The organism is Mycobacterium sp. E2497 (genome assembly GCF_001668695.1).
GTDB lineage: Bacteria > Actinomycetota > Actinomycetes > Mycobacteriales > Mycobacteriaceae > Mycobacterium.
In genome coordinates, this window is the sequence record NZ_LZKD01000181.1 from 1 (window position 1) to 26,056 (window position 26,056).

Genomic DNA, 26,056 nt, shown 5'->3' on the forward strand with positions numbered 1-26,056 from the left:
CGGCAAGTTGCGTTTCGAGGGAGACTTCTACACCCACAAGATCATGACCCCGATGTTCACACCGGAGCCCCAGCCGTATCCCGCCCCCAAGGTGTTCATCGCCGCGGTGGGCGAAGCGATGACCGAGATGTGCGGCGAGGTGGGCGACGGACACCTCGGTCACCCGATGGTGTCCAAGCGCTACCTCGACGAAGTGACGATGCCGGCGTTGTTGCGGGGCATGCAGCGCGGCGGCCGCGACCGCGCCGACTTCCAGGTGTCGTGCGAGGTGATGGTGGCGACCGGCGAGAACGAAGCGGAGCTGGCGGCGGCGATGACGGCCACCCGAAAGCAGATCGCCTTCTACGGATCCACGCCCGCATACCAGAAAGTGCTTGCGCTGCACGGCTGGGGCGACTTGCACACCGAGTTGAACCTGCTGTCCAAGCAAGGTGAATGGGATGCGATGGGATCGCTGATCGACGACGAAATGCTCGCGGCTTTCGCGGTCGTGGGCCCCGTCGACACGGTCGGCGCCGCCCTGAAAAGTCGTTGTGAGGGCGCGGTCGACCGTGTGCTGCCGATCTTCTACAACGCCACTCATGCCTGTATAACCGCCGCGATGAAGGAGTTTCGCCGATGACCGCAGCCACGATGGATGACGCCGGACGGTTGTTGGCTGACCCCCTGGCGTACACCGACGAGCGGCGACTGCACGCGGCGCTGACCCACCTGCGCGCCAGCGCCCCCGTGTCGTGGGTCGAGGTGCCGGATTACCGGCCCTTCTGGGCGATCACCAAGCACGCCGACATCATGGACATCGAACGCGAGAACACGCTGTTCACCAACTGGCCCCGCCCCGTCCTGACGACGGCCGAGGGCGACGAGATGCAGGCGGCCGCGGGCGTGCGCACGCTGATCCACCTCGACGATCCACAGCATCGGGTGGTGCGCGCGATCGGCTCCGACTGGTTCCGGCCAAAGGCGATGCGGGCGTTGAGGGTTCGCGTCGACGAGTTGGCCAAGATCTACGTCGACAAGATGATGGCCGCGGGTCCCGAGTGTGACTTCGTCCAGGAAGTGGCGGTCAATTACCCGCTCTACGTGATCATGTCGCTGCTGGGCCTGCCGGAGGCGGATTTCCCCCGGATGCTCAAGTTGACCCAGGAATTATTCGGCAGCGACGACTCCGAATTCAAGCGCGGCGCCACCAACGAGGACCAGCTGCCGGCATTGTTCGACATGTTCCAGTACTTCAACAAGGTGACCGATTCGCGCCGCGAGCACCCGACCGAGGATCTCGCGTCCGCCATCGCCAACGCCCGCGTCGATGGCGAGCCGCTGTCGGACATCGACACGGTGTCGTACTACCTCATCGTCGCCACCGCCGGCCACGACACCACCAGCGCGACCATCTCGGGCGGCCTGCACGCGCTCATCGAAAACCCCGGCCAGCTTGCGCGACTGCGCGACAACCTCGACCTGATGCCACTGGCCACCGAGGAGATGATCCGCTGGGTGACCCCGGTCAAGGAATTCATGCGCACCGCAGCCGAAGACACCACCGTGCGGGGGGTGCCCATCGCGGCCGGCGATTCACTGCTGCTGTCCTACGTGTCGGCCAACCGCGACGAGGAGGTTTTCACCGAGCCGTTCCGCTTCGATGTCGGGCGTGACCCCAACAAACACCTGGCCTTCGGCTACGGGGTGCACTTCTGCATGGGCGCCGCCCTGGCCCGCATGGAGGTCAACAGCTTCTTCACCGAGCTGTTGCCCAGGCTGAAATCCATTGAGCTGACCGGGGAGCCGGAGTTGGTCGCCACCACATTCGTGGGCGGCCTCAAGCACCTGCCGGTGCGCTACACGCTGGCCTGAGCGGCGGCCGGGCTGAGCAACCCGCTTAGTCAGCGTGTGCGACGATCCCGGTCGGCACCTTCCCCCGGGAGGACTGCAACGCACCCCGGTGAGCCGCCTCATCAAGACCCCGGATCGAGGCGCGGACCAGCTGGTCTGGCTGGCCTCCACCACACCAGGCCTCGACTGGTCCCCCGGCGAGTACTACGCGAAGGGCCAAGTCGCCAGGGCGAACCGCGCGGCCGACGATCCCGTGCTCGCGCGCGAGCTGTGGGATCGCACCTTGGCCAAGCTCGCTCAGGCGATCGCGGGATCCAGCCCGAAGCGGCCCGCTCCGCGCCTCCCTCGATACCAGCTGGTATCCACTCGATACTGAAGGGTATGCTGTTGGCCATGTCGCCCGTCAAACCGCTTCGCACCCGCCCCACCCGGGGCGAGGTTCGCGACCGAATCCTGGATGCGGCGTCGAAGGTGTTCGCCGCCGAGGGTTTCGCCGGCGCCACCATCGACACGATCGGTCAGGCCGCGGGCTTCACCAAGGGCGCGGTCTATTCCAACTTCGAGTCGAAGGACGAGCTGTTCCTGGCCCTGCTCGACCGCGAGTTCGAGCTGCGCGGCGAGCAGATCGCGGTAGCGCTGGACCGCAGCGACGGCGACACCACCGCGGCCGCGCGCGAGGTGAGCCGGTCGGTGCTCGACTCGGTCCGCGACAATTCCGACTACTACGTGCTGCTCGTCGAGTACTGGCTGCGCGCCCAGCGCGATCCGCAGATTCGGGAACGCCTGATCGAGCGCCGTCGCGCCGCGGCCGACCAGGCGCTGCACATCGTCGAATCGACCGACACCGTGCCGGGCGACCGGCGGCTGACCGACATCGCCCAGCTCGTCGTCACCCTCAACCTGGGCGTCGCGATGGAAGAGGTGCTGCGTCCGGGAACCATCAACCCCGATCTGCTCGCACAACTGATCACCGCACTGCTGGAATCGATTCCGAATTCCGGCGATTAGGGAAAGCCACACCATGGATGCCAAAGACGAACCGGACGACATCGCGCCCGTGATCACCGCCGCCGGATTGGGGGTCGACGGCGAGCACGGGCCGCTGTTCTCGGGGGTCAACCTGGCCCTGACGCCGGGGTTTCACGCGATTCAGATGCCCGGCGGACCCGGCCAGACCGCGCTGTTGCTGACGCTCGCGGGACGTTTCAAACCGAGCCACGGCACGCTGACCGTCCTCGGCGAAACGACCGCGCGCGCGATCCGTCGGCACTGCTCGATCGCGGCCTTCGAAGACATCGACGACCTGGAGGAATCGGTGACCGTGGGGACCGTGCTCGCCGAGCAACGCCGTTGGCTGGCGCCGTGGTATTCATCGGTGCCGCTGCAATCGGGTCCGGCCGAGCTGACCGAGGTCTTCGGCGAAATACCCCCACCGTCCCATGACACCTACATCGTTGAATTGTCAGACCTGGAGCTGTTTTTTCTCCGAATCACGCTGGCGTTGCTGTCGAACCGTCCGATCCTGGTGGTCGGCGACCTCGAACAGGTTCGCGACAATTCCCGGCGAGCGATCGCGGTCGACAGGCTCGGCGAGATCGCCAAGCGCCGCACCGTTGTCGTCGGGGTGACCAACCCGCTCGGCACGGACGCGCCCGACCACGAACTACACGATCATCGCATCCTGACCGGAGAGGACTGAAGATGCTGGCTGGACTCGCATTCGGCTCGGAGATCAAACGTTTCGGCCGCAGCCGATTGACGCGCGTGGCCATCATCGTGCTGATGCTGCTGCCGCTGGTGTACGGGGCGCTCTACCTGTGGGCGTTCTGGGATCCCTTCGGCCACACCAACAAGATGCCGGTGGCGCTGGTCAACTCCGACCGTGGCGCTGTCGTGTCCGGGCAGCAATTCAACGCCGGCGCGGAGATCGCCAAGAGTCTGACCGCGGACGGCGGTTTGGACTGGCACGTCGTGGACTTGCCGGAGGCGCGCAACGGAGTCGACCACGGCAAGTACTACTTCATGGTCGAGTTGCCGCCGGACTTCAGCGCGGCGATCGCGTCACCGGTGACCGGGCAACCCAAGAAGGCCAACCTGATCGCCGTCTACAACGACGCCAACAACTACATCTCGACGAGTATCGGTCGCACCGCCATCGGCCAGGTGCTCAACGCCGTGTCCAGCCGAATCTCGGGCCAAGCCGTCAATCAGATGCTGTCGGTGGTGGTTTCGTCGGGAGCGGGTATCAAGCAGGCCGCCGACGGTGCCGCTCAACTCGATGACGGCGCCGGTCAGCTGGTGGCCGGTCTGGACACCGCCCGGTCCGGCTCGGCAACGCTTGCCACGGGGGCCAAGCAACTGTCAGACGGAATCAACCAGGCCACGGACCCGCTGCTGGCGGTGAGCAAGGCGGTGTCGGAAATCGGCGGCAGCACGCAGCAACTGCAACAGGGCGCGGCCGCGCTTCAGCAGGCCAACGACCAGATCGGTGCCATCGCCACAGCGCAGGATGCCGCCGCAAACTCGCTTTCATCGGTGATCGATCAGCTCTCCGCGCGACAGGATCCGCTGGCGAACAACCTGCGCGGCATCCAAGATCAGCTCCGGGGTCACCAGTTCACGCCCCAGATTCGCCAGCAGCTCACCGATGCGCAGAACGCCGCGATCGCCTTGACAGCGGGGTTGCGTACCCCGGGCAGTCCGCTCGGGTCGGCGCTCGACCAGGTCGGAAGCAAGGGACAGGAGCTGACGAACAAGCTGACCCAGCTGCGCGACGGAGCCCAGCAGGTTGCCACCGGCAATGCCGAATTGGCCGGCGGCATCGCCAAACTCGACGACGGCGCACGACAACTCAAGACGGGATCGGCCGAGCTGGCGACCAAACTCGCCGACGGGGCCAAGCAGGTGCCCAACTGGACAACCCAGCAAAAGGATGCGGTCGCCGACACCATCGGAGGTCCGGTGCAACTCGAAGCTTCACATGAGAACGCCGCGCCCAACTTCGGCACCGGGATGGCTCCGTTCTTCCTCACCCTCGCCTTGTTCTTTGGTGCCTTGGTGCTGTGGATGGTGCTGCGGCCCTTGCAGAGTCGCGCGATCGCCGCCGAGGTGCTCGCGATCCGCGTGGTGCTCGCCAGCTACCTGCCGGCCGCCGCGATCGCGGTATTCCAAGCCGTCATTCTCTACTGCGTGGTCCGGTTCGCCCTCGGGGTGCACGCCGTGCACCCAGCGGCGATGCTGGGGTTCATGATGCTGATATCCGGCGCGTTCGTGGCCGCGACGCAGGCGATCAACGCACTCGTCGGTCCTGCGGTGGGCCGGGTGCTGATCATGGCTCTGCTTATGTTGCAGTTGGTCAGCGCGGGCGGCATGTATCCCGTGGAAACCACGTCGCGGCCTTTCCAGGTCTTGCACCGCTTCGACCCGATGACCTATGGCGTCAACGGGCTCCGGCAGCTCATACTCGGCGGCATCGACGCCAGACTATGGCAGGCGATCATCGTGCTTGCTGGGATAGCGGCTGTCGCACTGGCGATCTCCTGCCTGTGCGCGCGAAGAGACCGGGTCTGGAATCTGAGCAGGCTGATACCCGCGATCAAGATGTAGGCAAAAGTTCCGCGTCAACAATCGACGTTGCATGATGGTGGACAGTTCTGCAATCGAGAGGAAGCCGATGTTGGGTGTTCACCATGCCGCGATCCGTACGGCCGACGTCGAACGCTCGAAGCAGTTCTGGCGCGACGGCCCCGGACTCGTCGACGCTGTTCATCGAATCACCGCGCCGGCTGCCGCCGGGAAGACAATGCCGACGGCCGTCATCACCCCGCCCGACGGCGTACTGGTCGAGCTGATCGGACCGGCGCAATGACGGCGCTGGTTACCGGAGGCGCGTCCGGGATCGGCCGTGAAGTCGCCGCACGACTGCGCGAAGCGGGGCACGACGTCGTGGTGTGGGACCTCGCCGGCGCCGACATCGCCTGCGACGTCAGCGATCCCGACGCGGTGTCGGCCGTTATGGCGCAAACCGTGCGCGACCACGGCGCGCCCACCCGAGTCGTGACCTGCGCCGGCATCGGTGCCTCGGGCCTGCTGCTCGAACAGTCGCCCGCAGAATGGAACCGGGTGTTGACCGTCAACCTCACGGGCACCTGGCTGACGATCCGCGCCGCGGCGCGGGCGATGATCGACGCCGGGGTGGGCGGCTCGGTCGTTGCCGTCTCCAGCATCAGCGGTACCCTCGCCGACCGCGATATGGGCGCCTACTGCGTGTCCAAGGCGGGGGTGGACATGTTGGTGAAGGTCGCTGCGGCGGAGTGGGGCGGGCACGGCATCCGGGTGAACGCCGTCGGCCCGGGTGTCACGCGGACGCCGATGCTGGCCAAACCCGAACAGCTGCCCGGCTGGGTGGAGGCCCTGTCCGAACGGACCGCATTGGGCGGTTTGGGGGACGCCGTCGACGTAGCCGGCGCGATCGTGGGCGTGCTCGAATTGCCTTGGGTGACCGGCCAAGTCGTGCATGCCGACGGCGGCCTGGCGCTGCACAGCCCCATCGACGCCTACGGCCAATTGCAGCGGGTGATGGGCCGAAAGGGCCTCAGCTGATCCCGAAATCGATGATGCCGCGGACGATCTTGCCGTTGCGAAGGTCGTCGTAGGCGTCGTTGATCTCCTCGAGGCGATAGCGCCGGGTGATCATCTCGTCGAGCTGAAGTTGTCCGGTTTGATAGAGCCGGGCGAGCCGCGAGATGTCCGCCCTCGGATTGCACGAGCCGAATATCGTTCCGGCCAGCGTCTTGTTCATCAGGATGAAGTCCTGCAGATCGATCTTGACCGAGCGGGTCAGCTGGGAGGTCATGCCGGTGAGCACACACGTCCCGCCTTTGCGGGTGAGCTGCAGCGCATCGCGCACATCCTCGGCGGTGATCAGCGACGGTGAGACCACCACAGCGTCGGCCATGACGCCATAGGTCAAGTCCCGCACCAGGTCCTGCGCCTCGGCGACCGTGGCGGCGCTGTGGGTCGCGCCGAACTGCAAAGCGGATTTCTGCTTGAATTCCACCGGGTCCACCGCGACGATCTGCGCGGCACCGCTGATCCGCGCACCCTGGATCGCGCCGGTGCCGATCCCGCCAGCTCCGATGACGACGACGGTGTCACCGCCCCGCACGCCGGCGCGATTGGCGGCCGAACCGTAGCCGGTCGGAATGGCGCACGACAGCAACGCGCTCGGAGCCAGCGGCAGCTGCGGCTCGATCTTCACCAGTGAATTCGTCGACACCACAGTGTGTTCGGCGAACGCACCGACCTTCGCCAGATGTCCGAGCGGCCGCCCGTCGGCGGTGTGATGACGGAAGGTGCCGTCGGTGGGCATGCCCGGCGTCAGGGTGAAGGCGCCGACATCGCAGATGTATTCCATGCCCGTCGCACACCACCGGCACTGGCCGCACACCGCGACGAACGACATCACCACGTGGTCTCCGGGGGCGAAGTCCGTTACACCATCGCCGACTTGCCGCACGATGCCCGATCCCTCGTGTCCGCCGATCGTCGGGAACATGGTCGGCAGGCCGAGGGATCGCATCACCTCGTTGGGCGCCGACATGTCACCCTTGAGGATGTGATCGTCGGAGTGGCACAGCCCGGCCGCCGCCATCTCGACCAGGACTTCGCCGGCGCGCGGCGGATCGAGTTCGATTTCCTCGACGGACCAGGGTCCGCCGACGTCGTGTAGGAGCGCTCCCTTAGTTTTCAAGCGGCTTCCTATGCGGCCGGGGAGAAGGTGACCGGAAGCTTGTTGGGGGAGCGGAAGGTCAGCCCGACGATCTTGGACTCCTGGCCGGTTCCGTCGTCGGCCACCAAGGCCAGGTCCTTGACGCGGTCGAACAGGCTGTTCAACATGACGCGCGTCTCGAGCCGGGCCAAGTGCATGCCGAGACACATGTGGATGCCGCCGGCGAAGGCGATGTGTGCTTGGCGCGGCCGGCGGATGTCGAAGGTGTTGGGGTCGGTCCAGCGGGTCTCGTCTCGGTTGGCCGATCCCATGCACATATCGATCTGAGCGTTCGATGGGATTGTCTTGCCGCCGATTTCGACTTCTTCGGTCGTCGTCCGCATGACCATCGTCAGAGGGGTTTCGAAGCGCAGGCCCTCTTCGATCGCCATCGGAATCAGCGACCGGTCGTGGTAGACGAGGGCCAGTTGCTCGGGGTGGGTCAGCAACAGGTACAGCAGGTTGCCCGACGAGCGGTAGGTGGTCTCCAGTCCGGCCGGCAGCAGTAGCCGCAGGAACGCGATGATCGCCTCGTCGCTGAGTTTTTCGCCGTCGATCTCGGCGGTGACCAGGTCGCCGATGATGTCGTTCGTGGGTTTGCGACGCCGCTGTTCGACCTGTTCGAGGAAGTAGCCGTGTAACTCCGCCGCCGCGTTGAGCCCGGCGACGATGTCGGTCGGGATGGAGATGAGATCGAGGGACAACCGTCGGAAGAAGTCGAGATCTTCGGGGGGCAGCCCGAGCAGGGTGGAGATGATCCGGGTGGGGAATTCGAACGTCACCGCCTTGACCAGGTCGGCGTGGCCGTCGTTCTTGATCTCGTCGACCAATCGATCGCACACCGGTCCGATGACCGACGGCTCCCAGCGTTCCAGCGCGGTGGCGCGGAAGGCCTTGGCCACCAGGTTGCGGTGGTCGTGGTGTTCCTTGCCGCCCATCGCCAGGATGGTGTGTCCCATCACCAAACCGATGGTCTCGTCGTACTTGTGGGAGCTGAAGATGCGGTCGTCACGGAACGCCTGGAACACCGGGTCGTAGCCGAACAGCACCCACTCGTCGTCCGGCCGCAGCTCTTCCGGCATCTGCGAGTGGTCCGCCAGCGCGCCGTGCCACACCGGGTCCGTGCGCCTCATGTATTCGAAGAACGGATAGGGGCTGGTCTCGCCGGTGAGGTCGAGCGTGGCGGGCTGGTTGGCGGGGTCGGTGCTGAGCGTCATCAGCGCTCCTCCTGAGCAGCCGGTAAGCGGATTGGATACGCCGGGAATATCGCTATCATAGTATAGATAGCAACTAAGCCCAACGGCTTGTCGAGGTTACCGTAACGGGCACAGTATTGATGCTGGTGGCGTCGTGAGGCGGTGAGGTGAATGCCCGAGCGGCGATTTGTGTGTTCGCTGGACGATCTGCCGCCCGGCGGGATGAAGCTGGTCGACGTCGGGAAGTTCGGCGTGGGGGTGTACAACGTGCGCGGCGGGTTGTATGCGATCGTGAATTACTGCTCGCACGAGGGCGCCCCGCTGTGTCTCGGTCTGCTCGGTGGCACCAACGAGTTCGCCCCCGACGAACCCGGCGGGCTGCGCAGGGTACGCGACGGCCAGATCGTCCGATGCCCCTGGCACAACTGGGAATTCGACATCACCACCGGGCAAAACCTCGCCGACCCCACGCGTCGCGTCCGCACCTACCCGGTCGACGTCACCGACGGGGAGGTGTACCTGACCGCATGATCATCGATGCCAACGTGCAACCGCACTTCCGCTACAACGCCGAGATCCGGCGCTATCTCCCGGCCGCGCACCAGTTGCGGTCGATTCCCGACGTCGAACAGCAGTGGTACCAAGCGCCCGGCGGCGACTACCGGCAAGACCTCTACGGGGAGCACTACCCGGGGTCGGACCCCGACACCGTCCGTCGCCACCTGTTGGCACACGGTGTCGACTACGCCATCCTCAACCCGCTGACCCGCGGCAACATCGCCGACTACCTGCTCAACAGCCGCATCTGCGCGGCGATCAACGACTGGTTGCTCGACCGTTGGCTCGAACCCGACTCCGCCGACCGGTTCCGGGGCACCATCCGCGTCAACCCGGAAGACCCCAAGGCAGCCGTCGCGGAGATCGAGCGCCTGGCCGGTCACCCGAAGCTGGTACAGGTGGGCGTTCCGATGCAGTCCCGCGAGCCCTACGGCAAGCCGATGTTCGAGCCGATTTGGGAGGCCGCCGCCGCCCACGGGCTGCCGGTGGCGGTACGCATCAACGGCGGCAACGGCGTCGACTACCCGCCCACGTTCGCCGGGCACGCCCACACCTATCCCGGCTACGCGGCCTTCATGCCGCTGAACTACTTCGTGCATTTGGCCACCCTCATCGTCGAGGGCGTGTTCGGCAGGCACCCCGGCCTGAAGTTCGTCTTCGCCGACGGCGGCTACGACATCCTCACCCCGTTGATCTGGCGGCTGGACACCTTCTGGGTGTCGATGCGCGATCAGACGCCGTGGGTCGACCGTTACCCGAGCGAATACCTGCCTGGCCACGTCCGGTTCTGCTCGTCGGCGTTCGACGGACCGACCGACACCGGCGACATGCAGCGCTGGATGGAGTTCAGCGGCAAGTCCGACCTGCTGATGTACGGCTCGGCGTATCCGCATTGGTCGACTTCGGCGCCGGAGGCGATCGCCGACGGGCTGGATGGCGCCCAGCGCGAAAAGATGTTGTGGCGCAACGCCAGTGAACTCTACGGGCTCAAGGAGCGTGTGTGATGACGACGATCGAACGGGTCGATTCACCGACCGGTCAAGAGGACGAGATAGCGGTCACCATCGTCGACACCGACGTACACCCGTTGCCGGTGTCGGCCGACGTGCTCAAGTCCTACGCGCCGGCCGAATGGGTGGACAAGATCTGGCCGACGGGCAACGCGGTCAGCCCGGTGCCGCATTTCTACGACACGCCCGACTCGTACAAGACCATGTCGCTGCGGATGGACGCCGCCCCGCCGGGTGGCGGGGTCGCCGGCAGCGACCCCGAGTTCGCCGCCAAGCAGTTGCTGCTCGACGCCGGCGTCAGCATCGCGACGCTGGAGCCGATGTGCGATGCGCAGCTGCCCCAGGCCGAGCATGTGCTCAAGGCGACCTACAACGACTGGCTCGCCGACGTCTGGCTCGACGAGAACAATGGGCACGGCCGCTGGCGCGGATCGATCAGCGTCAGCGCGCAGACTCCCGAGCAGGCGGCGCGCGAGGTCGAACGGTGGGCGGGCCACCCCTACATGGCCCAAGTGCTGATGACACCGCAGACCCGTGGGATCCCCTTCGGGAACCCCCATTTCGACCCGCTCTACCAAGCCGCGGCGCGCAACGGCTTCCCGGTGGCCACCCACCTGATGGGTCAGACGCCGTTCGAGCTGATCCCGCTGTATCCCGTTGGCAACCCCGCACACTGGCACGACTTCTTCGCGTCCTGGCCACTGCTGTACGTCTCGCATCTGATGAGCCTGGTGTTCGACGGCGCTTTCGACCGCCACCCCGAGCTGCGGGTGGTGTTCGTCGAAGGTGGCTTCACGTGGGCGATGCCGGTGATGTCGCGGATGGACCGCATCTGGGAGGCTCGCCGCGGCGACCTGCCCCACGTGCGGCGCCGCCCCTCGGAGTATGTGCGCGAACACGTTCGATTCACCACCCAGCCGCTGGAAGACGCCGACACCGTGCACTTCCGCGAGTACCTGGAGATGATGGACCTGGGCGACAACCTGATGTTCTCGACGGACTACCCGCACTGGAGCTACGACTCGCCCACCTACGCGATCAACCGATTCCCGGCCGACCAACGGGAGCGGATCATGCGCGGCAACGCGACCGCGCTCTATGGCCTGCCGGCGACGGTCAAGGCGCTCCCCGGGGAACGGTGAATTCGGCCCGCGCTCGTGCGCAAGCATCTCGTCCTTCACCACACGGAATCGCGGGTCTACCTTGAAGGGGGTTCCGGCGCCGCCCGCGCCGGGGCCGGCGAACCCCCAATCACGCGCCCGGAAGACCAGAAGGTATGACACAGACGAATCTGACGCGGCCGCAGGGCCTTACTCGCATCGACCCCGTGCTCCGGGAGGCTGCCACCGCGCTCGGCGTCGTCGAATTCCGCGCCGAAACCCTGCCCGCCGAACGTGAACACGCCAACCGGCTCGCCGCCGAACGCGCCGCGGCGGCCAACACCGACGGCGTGGCCATCGACACGCGCACCATCGCCGGGCCCGGCGGGCATCAGCTGAACCTCCGCATCTACCGCGGTCCCGATCTCGATCGCGCGGGATTGGGTTCCCCCCTTGTCCTGTACGCCCACGGCGGTGGCTTCGCCACCGGCAACCTGGACACCGACCACGCGCAATGCGCAGAGCTCGCCAGGGAGGCCGGCTGCCTGCTGGTATCGGTCGACTACCGGCTCGCGCCCGAACATCCCTGCCCGGCGGCGTTGGACGACGTCGAGGCCGGTTTCTACTACGCCATCCGCAACTGCGCCGAGCTGAACGTCGACGTCAACCGCATCGCGGTGATGGGCCGGGACGCCGGTGCGGCGCTGGTCGCGGGCCTCAGTCAGCGCATGTTCGACGACGAGGGCCCACAGATCCTGATGCAGATCCTGCACCAGCCGATGCTCGACTCCGACGCCACCCAGTCACGGCGCGAATTCCAGCGCACGCCGGGCCTCAACGGGCCGGCCGTGAGCCGGGCGTGGGGCCATTACCTCGGGCACGCGAGCGCCAGCGGTCAACACGTCCCCGCGCACCGGGCGAACCTCGAGGGCCTGCCGCCCACGTTCGTCAGCTGCGCGGAGATCGATCCGTGCCGCGACGAAGCCATCGACTACGCGAACCGGCTGTTGCACGCCTACGTGCACACCGAATTGCACGTGATCGCAGCCGCATTCAACGGATTCGACTCGCTCGTTCCCGATTGGGTTGTTTCTCAGGAGAACCGGGCCCTACACGCGCGTTCGCTGCGCCGCGTGTTCGCCATGTAGCGACGAACAGCGCTATCGAGGGAACTCCGGTATCTCTTACCGTAGCGCTCGTTGCTACGATCGGAAACGCCGGCGAATTCTCCACGAGAGGCAGCATGACGACACTCGAGTCTCCCGAGAAGACGCTGTTCGCCTCGACGACCCAAGCGTTCCTGGAAAAGGAAGCGCCGCTGCGCCGCGTGCGGGAGTTGCACGCCGCGGGAGTGTCGTTCGATCCGGCTTGGTGGCGGCGCGCCGCGGAGCTCGGCTGGACCGCGCTGTTGGTGCCGGAGGAACTGGGCGGCGGCAGTGTCTCGGACAGCGGCCTGGCGGACCTGGCCATGGTCGCCGAACAACTGGGAAAGACGGTGGCGCCCGGGCCCTTGTATCCGGTCAGCGTCGTGCTGGCCGCACTCGTCGAGTGCGGGGACTGGCAACCGCACACCGGCACCATCGAGGCGCTGATGTCCGGTGAAACGGTGGCGTCGTGGGCGGTTTCGGAACCGGGCCGGGGCTGGGCACCGCTGAGCCCGACGGCCACGGCCACTCCGACCGAATCGGGCTTCCGCATCGACGGCACCAAGGACCGGGTCGAGGCCGGCGCGCAGAGCGCGGTGCTGCTGGTGGTGGCACGCTGCGAGGACGAGATCTGCCAGTTCCTGGTCCCCACGGATGCGCCGGGAGTCACCATCGAACCCCAGCAGTCGGTCGACCTGGTCAAGCACTACGCCCGGGTGCGTTTCGACGGTGTCGTGGTGGAGTCGTCGGCGGCCGTCGGCGCGCCCGCCGACACCTCCGCGCTGATCGACCGTCTGGGCCACATCGCCCAGATCCTGCAGTGCGCCGAGGTGGTCGGCATCCTGCAGACGGTGTTCGACCTGACCGTCCGGTGGGCCCTGGACCGCCACACCTTCGGGCGGCCGCTCGCCTCCTACCAGGCCCTCAAGCACAGGTTCGCCGACATGAAGCTGTGGCTGGAAGCCTGCCGCGCGACCACGGCCGCCGCGATCGCCGACGTTGCCGCGAACTCGCCGGGGGCGGGCCTGGCCGCGAGTGTCGCCAAGTCCTACGTGGGTGAGATGGCCGGCCGGATCGTGCAGGACTGCGTGCAGATGCACGGGGGCATCGGCGTCACCTGGGAGCACGACCTGCACCTGTACCTGCGCCGAATCACGTTGTACCGCTCGATGTTCGGGACGCCCGAGGAACACAATCTGCGCGTCTACGAATACGAGAAGGCCGGACGTTCGAACAGATGACGCCGACCGAATCCGTCGCCGAGTTCGCGGCCCGGGCCAGGGCATGGCTCGCGGACAACATGCCCTCCATCGACCCAGAGTCGCCGCCGCCCGCCCCGCGCGACGACGAACGATCCTGGCGGAGGGCCCGAGAACTGCAAAAGCGGTTCTACGAAGGCGGATTCGCCGGGATCTGTTTCCCGCGCGAGTACGGTGGCCTCGGCCTGGACTACGAGTACCAGAAGGCTTTCGACGCCGAGTCCCTGGCTTACGAAATGCCGCTGATCCTCAACACCCCGACCTTCACCATCTGCTGCGCCACCCTGCTCGATACCGGCAGCGAGGAGCAGAAAAGGCAGCACATCGGTGCGGCCCTGCGCGGCGACGAGGTGCTGGTGCAGTTGCTCTCCGAGCCGAGCGGCGGATCCGACCTGGCTGGTGTCATCACCCGTGCCGAGCGGCGTGGCGATCGCTGGGTGCTCAACGGGGCCAAGACGTGGAGCACCAGCGCGTTCGCCGCCGACTACGGATTGTGTCTGGCGCGGACTGACTGGGATGTGCCCAAGCACGAGGGCCTGACCATGTTCCTGGTGCCCATCGCTCATCCGGGAATCACCTTGCGGCGCATCACCATGCTGAGCGGTTCCACCGAGTTCTGCGAGGAGTTTCTGGACGGGGTGGACGTCGGCGATGACGCCGTCGTGGGTGAGGTGAACGACGGCTGGGCGGTCGCGTCGCGGCAGCTATACCACGAGCGGCGGGCGGTGGGCCAGGGGTCCGAGTTCGCCAGTGGTAGCGGCAGCGAGGGCGGCAACGCGAATCCCGTTGACTATGTGAGCCTTATCGAGAAGACCGGACAGGCCGGTAACGAACGCGTGCGGCAGCTGGCCGGCCGCGCACTGGTTCAGCGCGCGGTGGCCGAGCAGCTGATCGGTCACGTGTACCGCAGCGTCCGAGACGGCACGCTGCCGCCGGCCGCCGGGACGCTGATCCGGTTGTTCCACGCCGAGACCGTGTTCGTGGATGTCGACACCGCCATGGCGATCGCGGGAAGTGCCGGCGTGGTCGGGGAACCCGGTGACGGCCTGGAAACCGGGCTGCGCTACCTGTCCCGCCAGACTGTCGCGATGGGCGGCGGCACAACGGAGATGGCGCGCAACGTCATCGGTGAGCGGGTGCTGGGCTTCCCGAGGGAATATGCGGCCGACCGGGGGGTGCCGTTCAAGCAGGTGCGGCACGGCCAGCGGTCTGACCGCCCCTAGCCTTCCGCGACCAGATTCTCGGTGAGACCCCCGACGACCGGGAGTTGTACCAGCGACAGAACATGGTGCGCCGGACTTCCGGGCGGGGCGATCAGCGCGTACTCACTGCCGTGTCGTTGTGCTCGTTCGCGGCCGGCGGCCAGCGCGCTGACGCCCGCCGAGCCGAGCTGGGTGACGTTGCTGAGGTCGATCGTCAGCGGCGCGACACCGGAACGGCTTTCGACGGCGATCTGCCGGTCCAGCGTGGACGCGCTGGAGGAGTCGACGTCGCCGCTGACGACGATGCGGCCGGGTTCGGCGACCACCGACTCGAATTCGGAGTTGATCGAGCGGTGCTGATCCACCCGGTTGAGGAGCGTGTCGGTGACGAAATTGGCCGGCCGCGACAGGCAGTGCGTCAACCTGGCGGTTGTCCCATCGGGCCCACGGGCGACGTGTGCGCTGGACACCAGGGCCTCAGCCATGGCAAGGCCGCGGCCGCGACCCTGCTCGCCTTCGCGGTGATCCTTCCACTGCCCATGGTCGACGACCGATGCGTACAGATTGCCGTCACCGGCCAGCGACGCCTCGACGACGATGCCGTCGGAAACCTCTGTGGCGTAACCGTGTTCGACCGCGTTCTCGACGAATTCCGAGATCGCGTGCACGATGTCGGAAATGTCGTCGGAGGCGGCGCCGACGTCGGAGAGCCATTGACGCAGGCGGCCGCGCACCGCGCGCGCGGCCTGAATGGTTGCATCCACCGTCATGTGAAGCGGTGGTGGAGGCGTGCGCCGCTGCGCTGCCAGCAGCGTGATGTCGTCGTTGTAACCGGTCGGCCGCAGCAGCAATTCCAATGTCTCCGAGCAGATACGGTCGATGGGACGCGCCGAGGACTCGATGACGAACCCGCCCTGACCGCCGGCGATGGTCGCGGCCAAGTCGGCGAATTCGGCGGTGCTGGCCGCCGGCGGCCGGCCGGGGCGTTCGATCAGGCCGTCGGTGTACAGCATGACCGCGTCGCCCACGTCGAGGAATTCGGTGCGCACCGGAAAACCCGTGCCGCTCCCCAACGGGCCGGCTCCGGACGGCACGAGGTAGCGCGTGTCGGCGTCCGCCCCGACCAGCAGTGGCGGTGGGTGACCGGCGGTGCAGTACTGGAATTCGCCCGTGACGAAGTCGAGCGAGCCCACGCACACGGTGGCCGATCTCGACCCCGGCACATGTTCGTGGAAGCGGTCGACCGCCGCGAGCGCCTCGGCGACCGGGTAACCCGCCAAAATCTGCATCCGCAGCGCGGTGCGCAGTTGCGACATCACCGCGGCCGCCTCGACGCCATGGCCCACGACGTCGCCGACGACGAGAACCAGTCGGTCCCCGAGAGGGATCGCATCGAACCAGTCGCCACCGGCGGCCGTGTCCTCCGCGGCGACGAGGTACTCGGCCGCGACATCGGCGCCGGGAACCACGGGTACCGAGGGTGCCAGCAATGCCTGCTGCATGACGATGGCCGAGTCGCGGACGTTGCGATACCGCTCGGACAACTCCTGCATCCGCGACTCAGCGGCCAGCCGGGCCCGCACCCGGTCGGTCACATCGATGAAGGCGAGCTGCACACCCTCGATCGTGCCGTCGTCGCCGCGTCGCGCCGTGACGATGAAATCGAAGAAGTGTTCCTGCGCCGTCCCCGAGCCCTCGAAGTCGGCCTGCACCCGCCACTCGGTCCCCGACTGTGGCTCGCCCGTCTCGTACACCCGATCGAACATCGGCAGGATCTGCTGGCTCTCCAGCTCGGGATACACCTCGCGCACGAGCAGGCCGATGGTGTCGATCGGCGGACTGAGGGCGCGGTAGGCGGCGTTGACGGCGATGAAGCGGTGGTCGGGGCCTTCGAGGCCAACCAACAGGGCGGGAACGTGATCGAAAACGCGGCGGACGTCGTCGGCCGCACCGACGGTCGCATTCCAGTTCTTTTCGACCGCCATTTGGCTGTCCCTCCTACGGACCCTTTCTCGGACCGAGTTCCGCAAGCTGGTCATAAAGCGCTGTGCACGCGCCAGGCGCAGGCATTAAGAGTATCAATGGCGTCCGGATGCTCGATGCAGCAGCTTCGCGCGTGGCGCGCGGCGACGCCGCGGCCCGGATTCCGTCCGGCAATTAAATCAGTACGGTTTGTAATTACTCGGCGCGGGTATCACGCGCTCATGGTCGATGTCGTGCCGCGGCGGTTGATCTTGACGTGGCGAAGCGTCATGTCTGCACCGGTCTTCACCCTGAACGGCTGGGTCGCCTTCAACCTGCCGCGAACGGTGACCGCATTGGGCGTATCGCTGCTAGGGGGCTTGGTGGCCGTCCACGCTTATGTCGTCATGACCGAACCGGCGGTGCCCGGGTACTTCGTGGTCTACGCAGCTGTGCTGGCGATCTGTTGCCTGGCGGCCGGGGCGGCGATGACGTTCGCCCTCAAACCGCGCGTCCCCGAGGCGGGCTGGTACTTCGGCAGCGTGGTCTGCCTGGCCTTCCTCGCGGTTTACCTGGCCAGCCGGTGGGGCACCCTGCCTGGGCTGGAAGCGCTGACCGGCCGTTGGGACGTGGCGCCGGGCACCTTCGCTTTCGCGTTCGCCGCGGGCTTCATCGCGGTGCACGCGACCGTGCTGTCCGGCATCAACGTGGCCTACCCGCAACGGCAGCAGTGGTACGACTGACTGGAGCCCTGCATGACGACGCTTGACTACCCGGTGTGGCTACGAGTGGACCACTGGCTCAACGTCCTCTTCGTAACCCTGATCATCCGGAGCGGCATCGAGATCCTGGGCACCCACCCCAAGTTGTACTGGCACGACGACAGCAAACCCGGCAGCGAATGGGCGCGCTTCACCCGCAAGGTCATGCCGCGCCATCGCCTCTACGACACGCTCGACGAAGAAGAGTCCTACAGCTCGTTGGTGGCGCTGCCCGGTCACAAGAAATTGGGCATGGGACGCCATTGGCACTTCTTCTCGGTGATCTGCTGGATTCTGCTCGGCCTGTCCTACTACGTCCTGCTTTTCGCGACCGGTCAATGGCACCGCTATTGGCCCTATTCGTGGTCGATCTTTCCCGAGGCCGCCAATGACATCGTCACCTACATGTCGTTCAACCTGCCGCCGCTGCTGCCCGGTGAGCCCATGGACGCAATCCAGAAGCTGACCTATGCCGGCGTCGTTTTCATCCTCGCGCCATTCCAGATCCTGACGGGAGCCGCGCAGTCCCCGGCGATCGAAGCCCGGTTCCCGTGGTACGTGCGGATGTGGGGTGGCCGGCAATGGGCGCGGAGCCTGCATTTCCTGGGGCTGCTGGCCTTCGTCGTCTTCATCCTGGTTCACCTGTCGATGATCTTCTTCTGGGGCTGGGGCCAGCTGACGGCGTCGATGATCTTCGGCTCCGTCCGGAACATCAATTGGGCGACGGCACTGTCGCTGATCATCATCGGGGCGATCATCGCCGTCCACGTCGCGGCCACCAAATGGAGCCTGCGCCATCCCGTCCAGGTGCACCGCATACTCGGTGCCGTGGTCACCGGCGCCCGGCTGCTCCTGTTGCGCCCGCTGAACTCGCGGCAGGACTACCCCGTCCGCAAGGTGACCAAAGATCACCGGGTGAACGGAAAGCCGCCCGCCAGCACCGAATACAAGGTCATGGCGGTCCACAACTTCGTCGACTGGCGGCTGCCGGTCGGCGGCCTCGTCGAAAACCCGGTGACGTTGGATCTGGCCGCGCTTCGGGCACTCGCCGAGCGGCAGACGCAGCGGACGCTGCACAACTGCGTGCAGGGCTGGACCAGCATCGGTGAGTGGAGCGGCATTCCGCTGGCCCAGCTGGCGGATGTAGTGCGGCCTTTGCCGCAAGCCAAGTACATCTGCTTCCTGAGCATGCAGGACACCGGGCGCGACGAACCCGCGGCGGAGACTCCAGGGGGCCAGTTCTACGAGGTGATGGACCTCGAACTGGCCTACAAACCGCAGACGTTGCTGGCGTATGAGATGAACGGCCGCCCGTTGCCCATCAAGCATGGCGCCCCGCTGCGGCTGCGGGTGGAGACGCAGGTTGGCTTCAAGATGGTCAAGTGGATCAACGGAATCGAGTTCGTCGACGACTACTCCCACATCGGTAAAGGGTTGGGCGGCTGGCGTGAGGACCATGTGCACTACGACAAAGACGTGGAGATTTGACATGACCGAACCGATGGTGCGGCCCGAGCTCATCGACCTGAATTCCGCTGCGCGGCACCGTGTTATGGAGAACGTCTCCGCCAAGGGTGGCCACTGCGAGGCGTGTGGCGGAACCGACTTCGAGGTGGGACACGCCTTGTACTTGGGATTCCTCTTCCTCAACGAGGAGGAGGACGCCTACATGGTGGCGCTGACGTGTCGCAATCCGGAATGTCCGAAGCCGCGCACCGGGATCGTGTTGCCGGAGAGGGACTTTCTCAGCCTGGGGACGTCCGCTCCGCAGAACGCGACCGCATCCTGAGGCGGTGACGTCTTTTCGCCTCCGCGGTCGCCTCGCCGGGTAGCACCGGGCGCGGCAAGCCCAACTTCTCGGCGAGACCGGAAACTTCGCGGAGTTGCTCGCACAAGGACTCGAAGCGCCGCCGGTCCGCTTCATCGAGCAGACCGAGCGAACTGTAGTGCACCAACCTCGGCAGTCGTCCGGCCAGTGCCGCGCCCCAACGAGCGCTGACGTCGTATACCTCGCCGTCCTCGACCGACCCCTTGCGCCCCAAGGCTTGAAGGGCCTCGACTTGCCGGGTCAACATCTCGACGTCGGCGTCGATCGCGACCGGCACCCGCCCGTCCGATGCCACGCTCATGTGTCCTCCCGTCGTTCTGGCCGCGACCCCACTGTGCCGTATACCCCCCGAAGTGGGGTTACATGCCACCCGCGAGGGGTGCTTGCGCACCCAGTGGCCTCCTGATCCTCGGGTGATCGCGCGGCTAGATGGTGACGTGTTCGGCGCAGTCGACACGGAGGTCGTCGATGTGCATCGGCGTGTCGTAGAACTTGCAGCGATAGCTTCGCGACTCCACCGATGTGATCTCTAATTGCGCGCAGGTGCTGCACGCGCGGACGACCGGAAGGAGTTGCGCCCCATGCAGTTTCGCGATGACGAGCAGCAGGTTGTCCAGCAGCTGTTCGGCCTCGACACGGTCCAGCTTGGATGTAGCGATCTCAGCGGGTGCGGTCCAGCGGGATAGTTCAGCCGCGGCCCTGCGGCCGACTTGGGTGAGCACCAGGTGGTGCCTTCGTCTGTCGTCTGGATCGGGGCTGCGCACGACCAGGTCTTTGCGGACGAGCGCGGCGACGGCATCACTGACGGTGGGGTCGGCGACGTTGAGTTCTCGTGCCAGGGCGGTGCTACGCGCGGCGGGGGGCGGCCCGACGAAAAGCCAAATCAATACCCGCATCTGGGTGCTCGACAGATCGTGTGCTTCCGCTGCTCTCCTGGCCAGCACGTGCAGAGCATCGCCCACGCGGTCGAGCGCCGCGACGATCTTCGAGTCGAGACTGCGGTGGCGTGCTTCCCCGGGCTTCAGAGCGTGACCTCGTTCAGCTTGCCGGTGGCCACGTCGAACACGAAGCCACGCAACGATTCATGCTTGGTCACGAAGGGGCTCCGCTCGATCCGGCGCAGCGACTGGCGAACGTCCTCCTCGACGTCGGTGAAGGCCTCGGCCGCCCATGGCGGTTTGATCCCGGTTTCGTGTTGGATCGAGTTCTTGAAGTTGTCGTCGGTGAATGTCAGCATGCCGCAGTCGGTGTGGTGGATCAGGATGATTTCAGTGGTCCCCAGCAGTCGTTGGCTGATGGCCAGGGAACGGATCTCATCGTCGATGATGACGCCGCCGGCGTCGCGAATGACGTGGGCCTCGCCCTCTTTCACGCCGAGCATGCGGTAGACGTCCAACCGGGCGTCCATGCACGCGACCACCGCGACGTGCTTGCTTGGCGGCAGCGGCAGTGGTCCGGTGAAACCGCGCGCGTAGGCGAGGTTGTTGGCGAGGTGTTCGTCGGTGACGCTCACGCGGACGTTCTCCTGTTCGGTTGCTGTCGGCTGGTTGTTCGCACCGGAGCGTATGCCCGGCGGACGGGTCGGATGAGGGGTGTGAATCAGGCTGATCGTAATCCTTAGGACTCCTCAACACATGAGGAATCATAGGTTGCGTTCGCGTCATCAACGCAGTCAACGCGGCACAGATCGCAGCCCACACCGAGGACGACATATGCCCAAACTCTCCCGCAGCGACTGGTATGACCTCGCCCGCGACACCAACTGGACGTTCCGCTACGTCACGGAGGACGAGGTTTTTCCCGAAGAGCTTTCCGGGACACACCGCGTCTCCTCCGAGGGCTGGCTCAAGTGGGACGAGCCGTACAAGATCGGCTACCGCGAGTACGTCCATAACCAGGTCACCAAGGACACCACCACCTATTCGCTGAAGAACGCGATCGGGCGCTCGAAGCTCTTCGAGCAACTCGACCCGGGCTGGAAATCGGTGATCGTCGCGCATTACGGCGCGATCACGATGCCCGAATACTTGGCGTCGATCGGCGAGGCCAGGATGGGGCGCTTCGGCCGCTCCGCCGCGTGGCGTAACACCGCGACGTTCGGCACCCTCGACGAGGTTCGCCACGGTCAAATCCAGGCGTTCTTTCCCTACGGCCTGCTCGAAAAGGAGCCGCGAGGGGACTGGGCGCTCAAGGCATTCCATACCAATGACTGGATCGTCCTTGCGGTGCGTTACCTGTTCGACGACATGTTCGTCGCCAACGATGCCTTGTCGATCGCGTTGCAGCTGACCTTCACGCTGGAGACCGGTTTCACCAACCTGCAGTTCCTTGGCATGGCCGCTGACGCCATCGATGTGGGTGATTTGGAGTTCGGCGCGCTGATCAGCTCGATCCAAACCGATGAGGCGCGCCATGCCCAACAAGGCGAGCCCACGATCAAGGTGCTCATCGACAACGGCGAGGCCGAGTGGGGTCAGTTCCTCATCGACCACATGTTCTGGCGTTCGTGGCGCATCTTTGCGCTGCTGACCGGTCTGTCGATGGATTACTACACCCCGCTGGAAAGCCGGCGGATGAGCTTCAAGGAGTTCATCGAGGACTGGGTGGTCAAACAGTTCGCCGACCAATTCCGCGACTACGGACTCGAATTCCCTTGGTATTGGGATGAATTCATCAACGAGTTGACGTGGTATCACCACGCCATCCACCTCGGCGTGTGGTATTACCGGCCGACGGTGTGGTGGAATCCGGATGCCGGGGTATCTGAGGCCGAGCGGCTGTGGCTCGAGGAGAAGTACCCTGGTTGGAACCGTGACTTCGGCAGGCACTGGGACGTCATCACCGACAACATCCGCAACGGCGATATCGCGGCCACCCTGCCCGAGACGCTGCCGATCACCTGCAATCTGTGCCAGCTGCCGATCGTTCGCGCCGCGGGGGTCGTTGTCGGAGCTCACACCGACCCCGCGCCGCTCACGCATGTACACAACAGCCGCAAATACCTGTTCTGCTCGGAGCCATGCCGGTGGATCTTCGCCCAGCGACCCGACCGTTTCGCCGGCCACCAGTCGCTGATCGACCGTGTGCTCTCTGGGGAGATCAGCCCACCCGACCTCGGAACAGTGCTGAAGTATTTCGGGCTGTCACTCGAGGAGCAGGGTCAAGACGCCGACGGATACGCGTGGGCGCTGAACGGATCAACCAACGGATCGAAGGGCTGAATGCCATGGCACTGCTCCCGCTGACCGCCTTGTTTGAGGGCGACGTGCTCGAACTGTTGATCCCCGTCGACGACACCGATACGGTCGAAGCCGTCGGTGCGGCGATCGCCCATCATGTCGTCGGACACCGGGTGGCCCGTCGTGACGCGCCGATCCGATTGCGCCACAACGGGATAGTCCTGGACCCGCGGGCCGGTATTGGCGCGTCTGGCGTCGGCCCACTCGACCATGTCGAGGCCTTCTATGACTAGCGCCCAAACCTGGATCCCCGTCGCCACCATCGACGACCTGTGGGAAGGTGAGGTCGCAGAGTTTTTCGTCGGCGACCGGCCCATCCTGCTCGCGCACCTACGCACCGGACAGATCCGCGCCTACGACGGGTTGTGCCCGCATGCGGGCTTCCCGCTGGCCGACGGGGACGTCGATGGCGACTTCCTGACGTGTTCGGCGCACAACTGGGAATTCGACCTGTCGACCGGCGCCGGGATCAATCCCGCCACCTGCCGCCTGCGCAGCCACGAGGTGCGCCGTGAGGGCGACCAAATCGTGGTATCGCTCAACGAAGAATGGAGCCATTGATGACCGCAGCCGCCGAACAGGCCAAGCTGGTCGGTCCCGTCGTGCGGGGCTTCGATCCCGAGATCGTCTCCGCGCTCACCGAGGCCATCTACACCGACAATCCCGGCGCCGCCATCACCATCGAAGACCACGCCGGCTATGTGCGCATTCACGCGCCGCGTTTCTTGCGCGTCACTCGAGTCAGCCTGGAATACGCTGCGGGACAACCCTTCCCGCTCGCTACGCTCGAGCCGGCACTCGCGGGTTTCGCCGGCCGGATCCGCTACGTCGGCGACGACGAACTGCACTGGTACCTGGACCGAGAGGACTAACGCATGACCACCGCGGAGCCCCGGCGGCTCAAGACGTGGAGCATCGCCGGCGACACCCGGCGCAAGCCGACCGAGTACGAAGCCGTCACCGGCCAATTTCACTACCACTTCAACCGCAAGCCTGCCCCTTTCGACCTCGACCCCGACAGCGCAATCAACCGCTGGTACCTCAAACATCGCGAAGGCTCACCCCTGCAAGCCAAAGACTGGGAAGGCTTCCGCGATCCCGCCGCACTGAACTACCGCCGCTACATCGCGCTGCAACACGACCGCGAGATCTATGCCGAAGGCGTCGTCGACCAGTACGAGGCAGTCGACCACGACGCCAAGCTTGGCACCGAATGGGTCGAGACGCTCAACCGCATCTACGTGCCCGCCCGCTACCTGTTTCACGTTCTGCAGATCACCAGCCTCTACGTCGGCCAATTGGCGCCCAGTGCCTACATCACGAACGCGGCATTCTTCCAGGCCGCCGACGAATTGCGGGCCCTGCAATGGACCGCGTACCGGGCTAAGTCGTTGTCACTCGCGCACGGCACGCAGCTGGCCAACACTGAAGCGACACGGCGGATCTGGGAAACCGACTCGGCATGGCAGCCCGCCCGCGAAAACCTCGAACGCCTCCTGCTGGCCTATGACTGGGGTGAGGCGTTCACCGCACTCAACCTCGTGGTCAAGCCCGCACTCGACGCGCTGTTCAAGGAAGCGTTCGTCGATCTGGCCAACGACCAGGGCGACGGCCTTACCGCCGCCCTGCTGCAGGACTCCCGCGTCGATACCACGCGCAGCCGAGCCTGGAGCGCGGCCCTGGCCCGCTACGCGATCGCCGCCAATCCCGGCAACCGCGCAATCATCAACGGCTGGGCGGCAAAATGGCGGCCACTGGTGGACCGCGCTGTCGACGGCCTGACCGAGGCCTTCGCCGTCCCCGCAGCGGCCCGTCAGCGCGTCGCCGACTCGGTTGCGGCGTTCACCGCGCAATGGGCGGATTAGGGGCTACCAGCTGGCCCCGCACGACGGAGCCGCACCCGCGCCACGGTTTATCGATGGCGGAGTCGGCAAAGCAAACGTGAAGCGCTGCAAGTTAACTTGAGGCCTCGATGACAGTCAGGCTGAGACGGGCTTCTTGGCCGGCGCGGAAACCTTCATCAGCTTCATCAGGTTGCCGCCCATGATCTTTGCGATGTCGGCCTCGTCGAAGTCGGTGAGCTCGTCCACGAACGAGATGGGGTCCTTGAGGCCTTCGGGGTGCGGCCAGTCGGAGCCGAAGAGCACCCGGTCGGTGCCGACCATCTTGACGATCTCGGTGAACCTGTCCTCCCAGAACGGGGTGATGTAGACGCAGCGCTTGAACGCCTCGATCGGGTCCTCGCTGAACGACTGCGGCATCTTCTTGTAGACGCCCTTGAGGCCCTTGAACAGGTCCGGCACCCAGTCGGCGCCGTTTTCGATCGACAGGATCCGCAACTCAGGGTTGCGGGACAACGCACCATGGCAGACCAGCGCACCCATTGCGTCCAGGATCGGCCGGTGGCCCATCGCGAAGCTGCGGAAGGCGGTCGGTTTGAACGGCAGGAACTCGTCACCGGGTTCCCACACGTTCGCGAATTCGGAGTAGCCGCTGTCGGAGGCGTGCATCGAGACCGGGATCTCGGCCTTGATGCAGGCCTGCCAGAACGGGTCGAACTCCTCGAGTCCGAACGACCGGCTGCCCTTGTAGCCGGGCACCGGCGCCGGGCGGACCAGCACCGTGCGGGCACCGCGCTCCAGGCACCATTCGAGTTCCTCGAGCGCGCGCTCGACGATCGGAAGGGTGATGACCGGGGTGGCGAAGATGCGGTCCTTGTAGTTGAACGACCACTGCTCGTGCATCCATTGGTTGAGCGCGTGGATGACGTCGTGGGTCATCTCCGGGTCGTCCTTCATGCGCTCCTCGACCAGGCTCGCCAGGGTCGGGAACATCAGGGCATAGTCGATGCCGAGCTCGTCCATCACCTCCAGCCGGGCACCCGGTTCGCGGAAGGCGGGGATGGCCTTCATCGGCTCGCCCAGGATCTCGCGGTAGGACTTGCCCTGCGCACCGTGCCGGAAGTACTCCTCCTGAGCGCCCGGGCGTGCCACCACCTCGAACGTCGGGTTGGGGATGTACTCGCTGATGTGGCCCCGCACGACGATCTTGGTGCGACCGCGAACCTGCACGTAGTCGATGACGCGCTTGCGGTTCTCCGGCAGGAACTTGGTCAGCGCCTCCTGCGGCTCGTACATGTGGTTGTCCGCGTCGAACACGGGGAAGGAAAGTTCGCGAGACGGCATGGCGATCT

Annotated in this window: 29 protein-coding genes; 22 read left to right on the plus strand and 7 right to left on the minus strand. The window is 65.9% G+C overall.

Annotation, left to right across the window (positions count from 1 at the left end):
* The 8 genes from A5713_RS16630 to A5713_RS16665 form a co-directional block, all read left to right on the plus strand.
* Window positions 1-622 (plus strand): TIGR03617 family F420-dependent LLM class oxidoreductase (locus A5713_RS16630; protein ID WP_156751913.1); only part of this gene is annotated, 622 nt, incomplete at its 5' end.
* Between the two features lie 11 nt (window positions 623-633).
* On the plus strand, window positions 634-1,854 hold the full coding sequence (locus A5713_RS16635; RefSeq protein WP_068097348.1) for a cytochrome P450: 1,221 nt from the start codon (window positions 634-636) through the stop codon (window positions 1,852-1,854).
* Window positions 1,855-1,942: 88 nt separating this feature from the next.
* The gene (locus A5713_RS16640; RefSeq protein WP_068097229.1) at window positions 1,943-2,209 is read left to right on the plus strand and encodes a hypothetical protein; all 267 of its coding nucleotides are present in this window, start codon (window positions 1,943-1,945) and stop codon (window positions 2,207-2,209) included.
* Window positions 2,210-2,214: 5 nt separating this feature from the next.
* Window positions 2,215-2,841 carry a TetR/AcrR family transcriptional regulator gene (locus A5713_RS16645; protein ID WP_068097232.1) on the plus strand — a complete coding sequence of 209 codons (627 nt, stop codon included), beginning with the start codon at window positions 2,215-2,217 and terminating at the stop codon, window positions 2,839-2,841.
* 13 nt (window positions 2,842-2,854) lie between these two features.
* Window positions 2,855-3,532 carry a hypothetical protein gene (locus A5713_RS16650; protein WP_067922340.1) on the plus strand — a complete coding sequence of 226 codons (678 nt, stop codon included), beginning with the start codon at window positions 2,855-2,857 and terminating at the stop codon, window positions 3,530-3,532.
* A gap of 2 nt (window positions 3,533-3,534) precedes the next feature.
* Window positions 3,535-5,439, plus strand: coding sequence for a YhgE/Pip domain-containing protein (locus A5713_RS16655; RefSeq protein WP_068097235.1), 1,905 nt, complete (start codon window positions 3,535-3,537; stop codon window positions 5,437-5,439).
* 31 nt (window positions 5,440-5,470) lie between these two features.
* Window positions 5,471-5,701, plus strand: coding sequence for a VOC family protein (locus A5713_RS16660; RefSeq protein WP_068097238.1), 231 nt, complete (start codon window positions 5,471-5,473; stop codon window positions 5,699-5,701).
* Entirely contained in the window at window positions 5,698-6,435 is a 738-nt protein-coding gene (locus tag A5713_RS16665; RefSeq protein WP_068097240.1) for an SDR family NAD(P)-dependent oxidoreductase, read from the plus strand. Before A5713_RS16660 ends, A5713_RS16665 begins: the two co-directional genes overlap by 4 nt.
* Here the strand turns inward: A5713_RS16665 and A5713_RS16670 are convergent.
* Entirely contained in the window at window positions 6,428-7,585 is a 1,158-nt protein-coding gene (locus A5713_RS16670; protein WP_067925381.1) for a Zn-dependent alcohol dehydrogenase, read from the minus strand. The genes A5713_RS16665 and A5713_RS16670 overlap by 8 nt on opposite strands.
* An 8-nt stretch (window positions 7,586-7,593) precedes the next feature.
* The gene (locus A5713_RS16675; protein WP_068097243.1) at window positions 7,594-8,820 is read right to left on the minus strand and encodes a cytochrome P450; all 1,227 of its coding nucleotides are present in this window, start codon (window positions 8,818-8,820) and stop codon (window positions 7,594-7,596) included.
* Between the two features lie 150 nt (window positions 8,821-8,970).
* On the opposite strand from A5713_RS16675, the gene A5713_RS16680 reads away from it, so the two are divergent.
* The 6 genes from A5713_RS16680 to A5713_RS16705 all read left to right on the plus strand — a co-directional run bounded on the left by A5713_RS16680 (window position 8,971) and on the right by A5713_RS16705 (window position 15,094).
* On the plus strand, window positions 8,971-9,330 hold the full coding sequence (locus A5713_RS16680) for a Rieske (2Fe-2S) protein (RefSeq protein WP_068097246.1): 360 nt from the start codon (window positions 8,971-8,973) through the stop codon (window positions 9,328-9,330).
* Entirely contained in the window at window positions 9,327-10,361 is a 1,035-nt protein-coding gene (locus tag A5713_RS16685) for an amidohydrolase family protein (RefSeq protein WP_067925390.1), read from the plus strand. Before A5713_RS16680 ends, A5713_RS16685 begins: the two co-directional genes overlap by 4 nt.
* Entirely contained in the window at window positions 10,361-11,509 is a 1,149-nt protein-coding gene (locus tag A5713_RS16690; RefSeq protein ID WP_068097249.1) for an amidohydrolase family protein, read from the plus strand. The genes A5713_RS16685 and A5713_RS16690 overlap by 1 nt, the downstream gene beginning before the upstream one ends.
* 134 nt (window positions 11,510-11,643) lie before the next feature.
* Window positions 11,644-12,615 (plus strand): alpha/beta hydrolase, encoded by a 972-nt coding sequence (locus tag A5713_RS16695; protein ID WP_068097252.1) that lies wholly within the window; start codon window positions 11,644-11,646, stop codon window positions 12,613-12,615.
* 95 nt (window positions 12,616-12,710) lie between these two features.
* The gene (locus A5713_RS16700; protein WP_068097255.1) at window positions 12,711-13,853 is read left to right on the plus strand and encodes an acyl-CoA dehydrogenase family protein; all 1,143 of its coding nucleotides are present in this window, start codon (window positions 12,711-12,713) and stop codon (window positions 13,851-13,853) included.
* The gene (locus tag A5713_RS16705; RefSeq protein WP_068097257.1) at window positions 13,850-15,094 is read left to right on the plus strand and encodes an acyl-CoA dehydrogenase family protein; all 1,245 of its coding nucleotides are present in this window, start codon (window positions 13,850-13,852) and stop codon (window positions 15,092-15,094) included. Before A5713_RS16700 ends, A5713_RS16705 begins: the two co-directional genes overlap by 4 nt.
* On the opposite strand, the gene A5713_RS16710 is transcribed toward A5713_RS16705, so the two are convergent.
* On the minus strand, window positions 15,091-17,058 hold the full coding sequence (locus A5713_RS16710; protein ID WP_068097260.1) for a SpoIIE family protein phosphatase: 1,968 nt from the start codon (window positions 17,056-17,058) through the stop codon (window positions 15,091-15,093). The genes A5713_RS16705 and A5713_RS16710 overlap by 4 nt on opposite strands.
* 219 nt (window positions 17,059-17,277) lie before the next feature.
* Here A5713_RS16710 and A5713_RS16715 point away from each other — a divergent pair, with 219 nt between their 5' ends.
* From A5713_RS16715 to A5713_RS16725, 3 genes are read left to right on the plus strand one after another with little or no spacing between them, the layout of a single operon-like run.
* A complete protein-coding gene (locus A5713_RS16715; RefSeq protein ID WP_068097264.1) occupies window positions 17,278-17,778 on the plus strand; it encodes an oxidoreductase in 501 nt (166 codons plus the stop codon).
* Between the two features lie 12 nt (window positions 17,779-17,790).
* Entirely contained in the window at window positions 17,791-19,284 is a 1,494-nt protein-coding gene (locus A5713_RS16720; RefSeq protein ID WP_068097267.1) for a molybdopterin-dependent oxidoreductase, read from the plus strand.
* 1 nt (window position 19,285) lies between these two features.
* Window positions 19,286-19,585, plus strand: a complete 300-nt coding sequence (locus tag A5713_RS16725) for a hypothetical protein (protein WP_067916562.1) — start codon at window positions 19,286-19,288, stop codon at window positions 19,583-19,585.
* Here A5713_RS16725 and A5713_RS16730 read toward each other — a convergent pair.
* The 3 genes from A5713_RS16730 to A5713_RS16740 form a co-directional block, all read right to left on the minus strand.
* A complete protein-coding gene (locus A5713_RS16730; RefSeq protein ID WP_082972999.1) occupies window positions 19,542-19,925 on the minus strand; it encodes a hypothetical protein in 384 nt (127 codons plus the stop codon). The genes A5713_RS16725 and A5713_RS16730 overlap by 44 nt on opposite strands.
* Window positions 19,926-20,049: 124 nt before the next feature.
* Window positions 20,050-20,586 (minus strand): MarR family winged helix-turn-helix transcriptional regulator, encoded by a 537-nt coding sequence (locus tag A5713_RS16735; RefSeq protein WP_231980468.1) that lies wholly within the window; start codon window positions 20,584-20,586, stop codon window positions 20,050-20,052.
* A 59-nt stretch (window positions 20,587-20,645) separates the two neighbouring features.
* A complete protein-coding gene (locus tag A5713_RS16740; protein WP_068097273.1) occupies window positions 20,646-21,137 on the minus strand; it encodes a carbonic anhydrase in 492 nt (163 codons plus the stop codon).
* Window positions 21,138-21,336: 199 nt separating this feature from the next.
* Between A5713_RS16740 and A5713_RS16745 the strand changes: the two genes are divergently transcribed.
* From A5713_RS16745 to A5713_RS16765, 5 genes are read left to right on the plus strand one after another with little or no spacing between them, the layout of a single operon-like run.
* Window positions 21,337-22,845, plus strand: coding sequence for an aromatic/alkene/methane monooxygenase hydroxylase/oxygenase subunit alpha (locus A5713_RS16745; RefSeq protein WP_068097276.1), 1,509 nt, complete (start codon window positions 21,337-21,339; stop codon window positions 22,843-22,845).
* The gene (locus A5713_RS16750; protein WP_231980470.1) at window positions 22,806-23,096 is read left to right on the plus strand and encodes a toluene-4-monooxygenase system B family protein; all 291 of its coding nucleotides are present in this window, start codon (window positions 22,806-22,808) and stop codon (window positions 23,094-23,096) included. The genes A5713_RS16745 and A5713_RS16750 overlap by 40 nt, the downstream gene beginning before the upstream one ends.
* A complete protein-coding gene (locus tag A5713_RS16755; RefSeq protein ID WP_068097281.1) occupies window positions 23,089-23,424 on the plus strand; it encodes a Rieske 2Fe-2S domain-containing protein in 336 nt (111 codons plus the stop codon). The genes A5713_RS16750 and A5713_RS16755 overlap by 8 nt, the downstream gene beginning before the upstream one ends.
* Entirely contained in the window at window positions 23,424-23,735 is a 312-nt protein-coding gene (locus A5713_RS16760; RefSeq protein ID WP_102416996.1) for an MmoB/DmpM family protein, read from the plus strand. Before A5713_RS16755 ends, A5713_RS16760 begins: the two co-directional genes overlap by 1 nt.
* Before the next feature lie 3 nt (window positions 23,736-23,738).
* Window positions 23,739-24,728, plus strand: coding sequence for an aromatic/alkene monooxygenase hydroxylase subunit beta (locus A5713_RS16765; protein WP_068097287.1), 990 nt, complete (start codon window positions 23,739-23,741; stop codon window positions 24,726-24,728).
* Window positions 24,729-24,842: 114 nt separating this feature from the next.
* On the opposite strand, the gene A5713_RS16770 is transcribed toward A5713_RS16765, so the two are convergent.
* Complete coding sequence (locus tag A5713_RS16770) at window positions 24,843-26,048, minus strand: amidohydrolase family protein (RefSeq protein ID WP_067916563.1); 1,206 nt, start codon at window positions 26,046-26,048, stop codon at window positions 24,843-24,845.
* Between the last annotated feature and the right edge of the window lie 8 nt (window positions 26,049-26,056).

Bases quoted from the DNA above. Each gene is read 5' to 3' on its own strand.
- A5713_RS16755 (WP_068097281.1), top strand. From the start codon at position 23,089: ATGACTAGCGCCCAAACCTGGATCCCCGTCGCCACCATCGACGACCTG.
- A5713_RS16675 (WP_068097243.1), bottom strand. From the start codon at position 8,820: ATGACGCTCAGCACCGACCCCGCCAACCAGCCCGCCACGCTCGACCTC.
- A5713_RS16660 (WP_068097238.1), top strand. From the start codon at position 5,471: ATGATGGTGGACAGTTCTGCAATCGAGAGGAAGCCGATGTTGGGTGTT.
- A5713_RS16745 (WP_068097276.1), top strand. From the start codon at position 21,337: ATGCCCAAACTCTCCCGCAGCGACTGGTATGACCTCGCCCGCGACACC.
- A5713_RS16665 (WP_068097240.1), top strand. From the start codon at position 5,698: ATGACGGCGCTGGTTACCGGAGGCGCGTCCGGGATCGGCCGTGAAGTC.
- A5713_RS16635 (WP_068097348.1), top strand. From the start codon at position 634: ATGGATGACGCCGGACGGTTGTTGGCTGACCCCCTGGCGTACACCGAC.
- A5713_RS16685 (WP_067925390.1), top strand. From the start codon at position 9,327: ATGATCATCGATGCCAACGTGCAACCGCACTTCCGCTACAACGCCGAG.
- A5713_RS16765 (WP_068097287.1), top strand. From the start codon at position 23,739: ATGACCACCGCGGAGCCCCGGCGGCTCAAGACGTGGAGCATCGCCGGC.
- A5713_RS16650 (WP_067922340.1), top strand. From the start codon at position 2,855: ATGGATGCCAAAGACGAACCGGACGACATCGCGCCCGTGATCACCGCC.
- A5713_RS16655 (WP_068097235.1), top strand. From the start codon at position 3,535: ATGCTGGCTGGACTCGCATTCGGCTCGGAGATCAAACGTTTCGGCCGC.
- A5713_RS16695 (WP_068097252.1), top strand. From the start codon at position 11,644: ATGACACAGACGAATCTGACGCGGCCGCAGGGCCTTACTCGCATCGAC.
- A5713_RS16645 (WP_068097232.1), top strand. From the start codon at position 2,215: ATGCTGTTGGCCATGTCGCCCGTCAAACCGCTTCGCACCCGCCCCACC.
- A5713_RS16710 (WP_068097260.1), bottom strand. From the start codon at position 17,058: ATGGCGGTCGAAAAGAACTGGAATGCGACCGTCGGTGCGGCCGACGAC.
- A5713_RS16715 (WP_068097264.1), top strand. From the start codon at position 17,278: ATGGTCGATGTCGTGCCGCGGCGGTTGATCTTGACGTGGCGAAGCGTC.
- A5713_RS16770 (WP_067916563.1), bottom strand. From the start codon at position 26,048: ATGCCGTCTCGCGAACTTTCCTTCCCCGTGTTCGACGCGGACAACCAC.
- A5713_RS16700 (WP_068097255.1), top strand. From the start codon at position 12,711: ATGACGACACTCGAGTCTCCCGAGAAGACGCTGTTCGCCTCGACGACC.
- A5713_RS16680 (WP_068097246.1), top strand. From the start codon at position 8,971: ATGCCCGAGCGGCGATTTGTGTGTTCGCTGGACGATCTGCCGCCCGGC.
- A5713_RS16690 (WP_068097249.1), top strand. From the start codon at position 10,361: ATGACGACGATCGAACGGGTCGATTCACCGACCGGTCAAGAGGACGAG.
- A5713_RS16725 (WP_067916562.1), top strand. From the start codon at position 19,286: ATGACCGAACCGATGGTGCGGCCCGAGCTCATCGACCTGAATTCCGCT.
- A5713_RS16730 (WP_082972999.1), bottom strand. From the start codon at position 19,925: ATGAGCGTGGCATCGGACGGGCGGGTGCCGGTCGCGATCGACGCCGAC.
- A5713_RS16720 (WP_068097267.1), top strand. From the start codon at position 17,791: ATGACGACGCTTGACTACCCGGTGTGGCTACGAGTGGACCACTGGCTC.
- A5713_RS16705 (WP_068097257.1), top strand. From the start codon at position 13,850: ATGACGCCGACCGAATCCGTCGCCGAGTTCGCGGCCCGGGCCAGGGCA.
- A5713_RS16760 (WP_102416996.1), top strand. From the start codon at position 23,424: ATGACCGCAGCCGCCGAACAGGCCAAGCTGGTCGGTCCCGTCGTGCGG.